Here is a 6301-nt window from a genome sequence, read left to right on the forward strand (position 1 = left end):
CATTTTCAGTCAGGAGCCGAAATGGACCTGTACGAGCACCAGGCAAGGGAACTCTTCGCGGACCACGGCATCGTGGTGCCCAGGGCCGAGGTCACCGACTCGCCCGAGCGGGCCCGCGAGATCGCCCGCCGGTTCGGTGGCCGCGCGGTCGTCAAGGCGCAGGTCAAGACCGGTGGACGCGGCAAGGCGGGCGGGGTCGCACAGGCTGCCGACCCCGCCGCGGCCGAGGCGGCGGCCCGCCGCATCCTCGGCATGGACATCAAGGGCCACACGGTCGGCACCGTCATGGTCGCCGAACCCGTCGACATCGACAGCGAGTTCTACGTCGCCTACGTACTCGACCGCGCGGCCGGCGGCTTCCTCGCCATCGCCTCCGCCGAGGGCGGCATGGAGATCGAGGAGGTCGCGGCCCGGCACCCCGGGGCGGTGGTCCGGGTCCCGGTCGACCCCGCCGGGAACCTGACCACCGCCCACGCGGCACGCATCGCGGCGGCCGCCGGTCTGCCCCCGGAGACCGTCGACGTGCTGGTACGCCTGTGGGAGGTACTGGTCCGCGAGGACGCCCTGCTCGTCGAGGTGAACCCGCTGGTGCGCACCGCGCGGGGCCGGATCGTGGCCCTGGACGGAAAGGTCACCCTGGACGACAACGCCCGCTTCCGCCAGACCCGGTGGGGTGCCGAGAAGGACGGGCACGGCGACCCGCTGGAGGCCGCGGCCGCCGCCAAGGGCCTGCACTACGTGAAGCTGGACGGCGAGGTCGGCGTCATCGGCAACGGCGCCGGACTGGTCATGTCGACCCTCGACGTGGTGGCCGGCTGCGGCGCCCGTCCCGCCAACTTCCTCGACATCGGCGGCGGCGCCTCCGCCCGGATCATGGCCGACGGACTGTCCGTCGTCCTGTCCGACCCGGCCGTCAAGTCCGTCCTCGTCAACGTCTTCGGCGGGATCACCGCCTGCGACGCGGTCGCCGAGGGCATCGTCCGCGCCCTCGACACGGTGCGGCTGACCAAACCGCTGGTGGTGCGGCTGGACGGCAACAACGCGGCCCGGGGCCGCGCCGTACTCGACGAGCACGCCCATCCGCTCGTGCACCAGGTTCCCACCATGGACGGGGCCGCCCGCCGGGCCGCCCGACTCGCCACCGCAGCCTGAGGAGCCGTAGGACATGGCCATCTTTCTCACCGAGGCGAGCAAGGTCCTCGTCCAGGGCATGACCGGCGCCGAGGGTATGAAACACACCCGCCGCATGCTCGCCGCCGGCACCGACGTGGTGGGCGGCGTCAACCCGCGCAAGGCCGGCCGCACCGCCGCGTTCGGCACCCGCGAGGTCCCCGTCTTCGGCTCGGTCCGCGACGGCGTCGAGGCCACCGGCGCGGACGTCACCGTGGTCTTCGTACCGCCCGCCTTCGCGAAGGCGGCGGTCACCGAGGCCGTCGACGCGGGCATCGGCCTCGCGGTCGTCATCACCGAGGGCATCCCGGTGCACGACTCGGTCGCCTTCACCGCGCACGCCAGGGCGCACGGCACCCGTGTGGTCGGCCCCAACTGCCCCGGCCTGATCAGCCCCGGCCGGTCCAACGCCGGCATCATCCCGGCCGACATCACCGAGCCCGGCCGGATCGGCCTGGTCTCCAAGTCGGGCACCCTCACCTACCAGCTCATGCACGAACTGCGCGACATCGGCTTCTCCACCTGCGTCGGCATCGGCGGCGACCCGGTCGTCGGCACCAGCCACATCGACTGCCTCACCGCCTTCCAGGACGACCCCGACACCGACCTGATCGTCCTGATCGGCGAGATCGGCGGCGACGCGGAGGAACGCGCGGCGGCCCACATCCGCGAGCACGTGACCAAGCCGGTGGTCGGCTACATCGCCGGGTTCACCGCGCCCGAGGGCAAGACCATGGGCCACGCGGGCGCGATCGTCTCCGGCTCGTCCGGCACGGCCCAGGCCAAGAAGGCCGCGCTGGCGGCGGCCGGGGTCGGGGTCGGCGCGACCCCCACCGAGACGGCCCGCCTGGTGCAGAGCGTCCTGACCCACGCCTGACGCCACGCCCCGCTCTCCGGAGCCACTGCCGACTCCCGGCCCCGAGCATCGCCGGCCCCCGCCCCCACCTCCAGCCCCCCAGCCCCGCCCCCGACCGTGCACCGAGAGCGGAGACACCCCATGGCACCCAGCCCCGCCCCGGACCCCACCCACGCCCGCACCCTCTCCCTCAAACCCGGTACCGCCTGGACCGACGCCTGGCGGCGCTGCCGTGCCGTCGCCCCCGAGGCGTTCCGCGACGACCGGGTCCTCAACCTCTGGAACGCCGCCTGGCGGCCGGACGGCCGCGCCCTGCCCGCCACCAGCCCCGTCGACGGCACTCCGGTCGCCGGCCCGCCCCGGCTCGACGCCGACACCGCCCACCGGGCGGTACGCGCCGCCCTCGACCAGCACCGCGCCTGGCGGCACGTCCCGCTCCCCGAACGCCGGGCCCGGGTCGCCGCCACCCTGGACGCCCTCGCCGAACACCGCGAACTGCTCGCCCTGCTCCTGGTCTGGGAGATCGGCAAACCCTGGCGGCTCGCCCAGGCCGATGTGGACCGGGCCATCGACGGGGTGCGCTGGTACGTCGACGGCATCGACGGGATGCTGACCGGCCGGTCCCCGCTCGACGGCCCGGTCTCCAACATCGCCAGCTGGAACTACCCGATGAGCGTGCTCGTTCACGCGGTACTGGTCCAAGCCCTGGCGGGCAACGCGGTCATCGCCAAGACCCCGACCGACGGCGGTGTCGCCTGCCTGACCCTGGCCGCGGCGCTCGCCGCCCGTGAGGGGATACCCGTCACCCTCGTCAGCGGCAGCGGCCGCGAGCTGTCCGCGGCGCTGGTGCGGGCGCCGGAGATCGGCTGCGTCTCCTTCGTCGGCGGCCGGGACACCGGCGCCGCGGTCGCCACGGCCGTCGCCGACCTCGGCAAACGACACATCCTCGAACAGGAGGGACTCAACACCTGGGGCATCTGGAACCACTCCGACTGGGACACGCTCACGGCCGTCGTCCCCAAGCTCTTCGACTACGGCAAACAGCGCTGCACGGCGTACCCGCGCTTCGTCGTCCAGCGCGAGCTGTTCGACGAGTTCCTCGCGGCCTACCTCCCGGCCGTGCGCACCCTCGGCGTCGGCCACCCGCTGGCCGTCGAGGACCCGGCCGACCCGCCGCCCCGGCTGGACTTCGGCCCGCTGATCAGCGCCGCCAAGGCGAAGGAACTGCACGACCAGGTCACCGAGGCCGTCGACCGCGGCGCCGTCCCGCTGCACCGCGGCCGGCCGGCCGACGCCCGCTTCCTGCCCGGCCAGGACACCTCCGCCTACGTCCACCCGGTCACGCTCCTGAACCCGCCCCGCTCCTCCCCGCTGCACCACGCGGAACCCTTCGGCCCGGTCGACACCGTCGTCCTGGTCGACACCGAGGCCGAGCTGCTCGCCGCCATGAACGCCTCCAACGGCGCCCTGGTCGCCACCCTGTCCACCGATGACCGGGCGACGTACGACCGGCTGGCCCCGCAGATCCGCGCCTTCAAGGTGGGCCACGGCGTCCCCCGCTCCCGCGGCGACCGCGACGAGCTGTTCGGCGGCCTCGGCGCGTCCTGGAGCGGCGCGTTCGTCGGCGGCGACCTGCTGGTCCGCGCGGTGACCCGGGGACCCGCGGGGGAGCGGCTCCCGGGCAACTTCTCGGCGTACCAGCTCATGCCGTAGCCGACCGGTCACCACTCGTGCCGACCGCTGCCCAGGGCACGGAAACGCAGGTGAAAGGCACTGCGAAAGCTTGGTATGGTTGTCCATGTCGCCGCCGGGTACAGCCCTGGCGGACGGCAGACACCTGGTCCGGGTGGCGGAATGGCAGACGCGCTAGCTTGAGGTGCTAGTGCCCTTTATCGGGCGTGGGGGTTCAAGTCCCCCCTCGGACACCAGTCAGTACCAGCAGTCGATTCGATCTCCCATGAGACCCCTGTTCACCAGGGGTCTTTTGCTTTTCCCCAGGTCCCGCCGGGCCTGGCAGCCGGTGCGACCGTACTCCCGTCTTACCCCCGCTTAAGCGCCACCTCGAATGATGTGGGCGGCAGCCGACATCCACGCCACAGGGGCAGGGGCACTTGATGAAGATCGCCGTGACGGGTTCGATCGCCGAGGACCATCTCATGGTCTATCCGGGCAGGTTCACCGAACAGTTCATCGCCAAGAACATCGACAAGGTGTCGCTCTCCTTCCTCGTCGACGAACTGGAGATACGTCCCGGCGGAACCGCCGCGAACATCGCCCACGGGCTGGGACTGCTCGGGCTGCGGCCGCTGCTGGTGGGAGCGGTCGGGGACGGCTTCGAGCAGTACCGCGCCCGGCTGGAGCGGCGCGGTGTCGACACCGCGCCGGTCCGGGTGAGCGACCGGCTGCACACCGCCCGCTTCGTCTGCACCACCGACCGCGACCACAACCAGATCGGCTCCTTCTACACCGGTGCCATGAGCGAGGCCCGGGACATCGACCTGCGGCCGGTACGGGACCGAGCGGGCGGACTCGACCTCGTCGTCGTCTCGCCCAACGACCCCGAGGCGATGCTCCGGCACACCCGCCAGTGCGTCGAGATGGACATCCCCTTCGTCGCCGACCCCTCGCAGCAACTGGCCCGGCTGGACCGCGACCAGGTCCGCGCGCTGCTCACCGGCCCCCGCCACCTGTTCACCAACGAGTACGAGAGCGTGCTCATCCAGGAACGCACCGGCTGGACCGAGCAGCAGATCCTGGGCCGGGTGGGCAGCTGGGTGATCACCCGGGGCGCCGAGGGCGCCGTCGTCCAGCAGGCCGGCCTGCGGCCGGTCACCGTGAAGTCGGTGCCGCCCACCGGACCCGCGGAGCCCACCGGCGCGGGCGACGCCTTCCGGGCCGGCTTCCTCGCGGCGGTCGCCTGGGGCCTGAGCCATCGCCGCGCCGCCCAACTGGGCAGCGCGGTGGCCACCGCCGTCCTGGAAGCCACCGGTTCCCAGCCGTCGTCCCTGTCCGGCCACGGCCTGCTGGCCAGGGTGCGCGACGCCTACGGGATCTCCGCGGCCGAGGACCTGGACCGGCACCTCACCGGGGCGTCCTGATGGGCGGCCCGAGCACCGGCCGTGTCACCGCCCTGCGCGAGGCGCTCGCCACCCGTGTGGTGGTCGCCGACGGTGCGATGGGCACCATGCTCCAGGCGCAGAACCCGACGCTGGACGACTTCCAGCAGCTGGAGGGCTGCAACGAGGTGCTGAGCGTGACCCGGCCCGACATCGTCCGTTCCGTCCACGAGGAGTATTTCGCGGTCGGTGTGGACTGTGTGGAGACCAACACCTTCGGCGCCAATCACTCGGCGCTCGGTGAGTACGACATCGCGCACCGGGTGCACGAGCTGTCCGAGGCCGGTGCCCGGGTGGCCCGTGAGGTGGCCGACGAGTTCGCCGCGAAGGACGGCCGGCAGCGCTGGGTGCTCGGCTCGATGGGACCGGGCACCAAGCTGCCCACCCTCGGCCATGTCTCCTACGCTGTGCTGCGCGACGGGTTCCAGCGCAATGCCGAGGGCCTGATCGCGGGCGGCGCGGACGCGCTGCTGGTGGAGACGACGCAGGACCTGCTCCAGACCAAGGCGTCGGTGCTGGGTGCCCGGCGGGCGATGGACACCCTCGGCATCGACATGCCCCTGCTGGTGTCGATGGCCTTCGAGACGACCGGCACGATGCTGCTCGGCTCGGAGATCGGCGCGGCGCTGACCGTGCTGGAGCCGCTCGGCATCGACATGATCGGCCTGAACTGTTCCACCGGCCCGGCCGAGATGACCGAGCACCTGCGGCATCTGACCCGGCACTCCCGCATTCCCCTGCTGTGCATGCCCAACGCCGGCTTGCCGATCCTCGGCAAAGAGGGCGCGCACTTCCCACTCGGTCCGCAAGGGCTGGCGGACGCGCAGGAGACGTTCGTCCGTGAGTACGGTCTGTCGCTGGTCGGCGGCTGTTGCGGCACGACCCCGGAGCACCTGCGGCAGGTCGTCGAACGCGTCCGCGGCGCCGTCCCCACCGAGCGCGACCCCCAGCCCGAGCCGGGCGCCGCCTCCCTGTACCAGTCGGTCCCGTTCCGGCAGGACACCTCCTACCTGGCCATCGGTGAGCGGACCAACGCGAACGGGTCGAAGAAGTTCCGGGAGGCGATGCTGGAGGCCCGCTGGGACGACTGTGTGGAGATGGCCCGGGACCAGATCCGCGAGGGCGCGCACATGCTGGACCTGTGCGTGGACTACGTCGG

The 6301-nt window shown here is 72.4% G+C and carries 5 protein-coding genes and 1 tRNA gene; all 6 read left to right on the top strand.

Annotation, left to right across the window (positions count from 1 at the left end; genetic code table 11):
* Window positions 1–21 precede the first annotated feature (21 nt).
* Complete coding sequence (sucC, locus tag AB0G32_RS33310; protein WP_361172033.1) at window positions 22–1152, top strand: ADP-forming succinate--CoA ligase subunit beta; 1131 nt, start codon at window positions 22–24, stop codon at window positions 1150–1152.
* 13 nt (window positions 1153–1165) lie between these two features.
* A complete protein-coding gene (sucD, locus tag AB0G32_RS33315; protein WP_361172036.1) occupies window positions 1166–2047 on the top strand; it encodes a succinate--CoA ligase subunit alpha in 882 nt (293 codons plus the stop codon).
* Between the two features lie 120 nt (window positions 2048–2167).
* The gene (locus AB0G32_RS33320) at window positions 2168–3739 is read left to right on the top strand and encodes an aldehyde dehydrogenase family protein (protein ID WP_361172039.1); all 1572 of its coding nucleotides are present in this window, start codon (window positions 2168–2170) and stop codon (window positions 3737–3739) included.
* A 127-nt stretch (window positions 3740–3866) separates the two neighbouring features.
* Window positions 3867–3954, top strand: a tRNA-Leu gene (locus tag AB0G32_RS33325).
* 186 nt (window positions 3955–4140) lie between these two features.
* Window positions 4141–5124, top strand: coding sequence for a carbohydrate kinase family protein (locus AB0G32_RS33330; RefSeq protein ID WP_361172042.1), 984 nt, complete (start codon window positions 4141–4143; stop codon window positions 5122–5124).
* A partial coding sequence (locus AB0G32_RS33335) for a homocysteine S-methyltransferase family protein (protein ID WP_361172045.1) occupies window positions 5124–6301 on the top strand: 1178 nt, incomplete at its 3' end. The genes AB0G32_RS33330 and AB0G32_RS33335, both read left to right, overlap by 1 nt.

Source organism: Streptomyces sp. NPDC023723 (genome assembly GCF_040639815.1).
GTDB lineage: Bacteria > Actinomycetota > Actinomycetes > Streptomycetales > Streptomycetaceae > Streptomyces.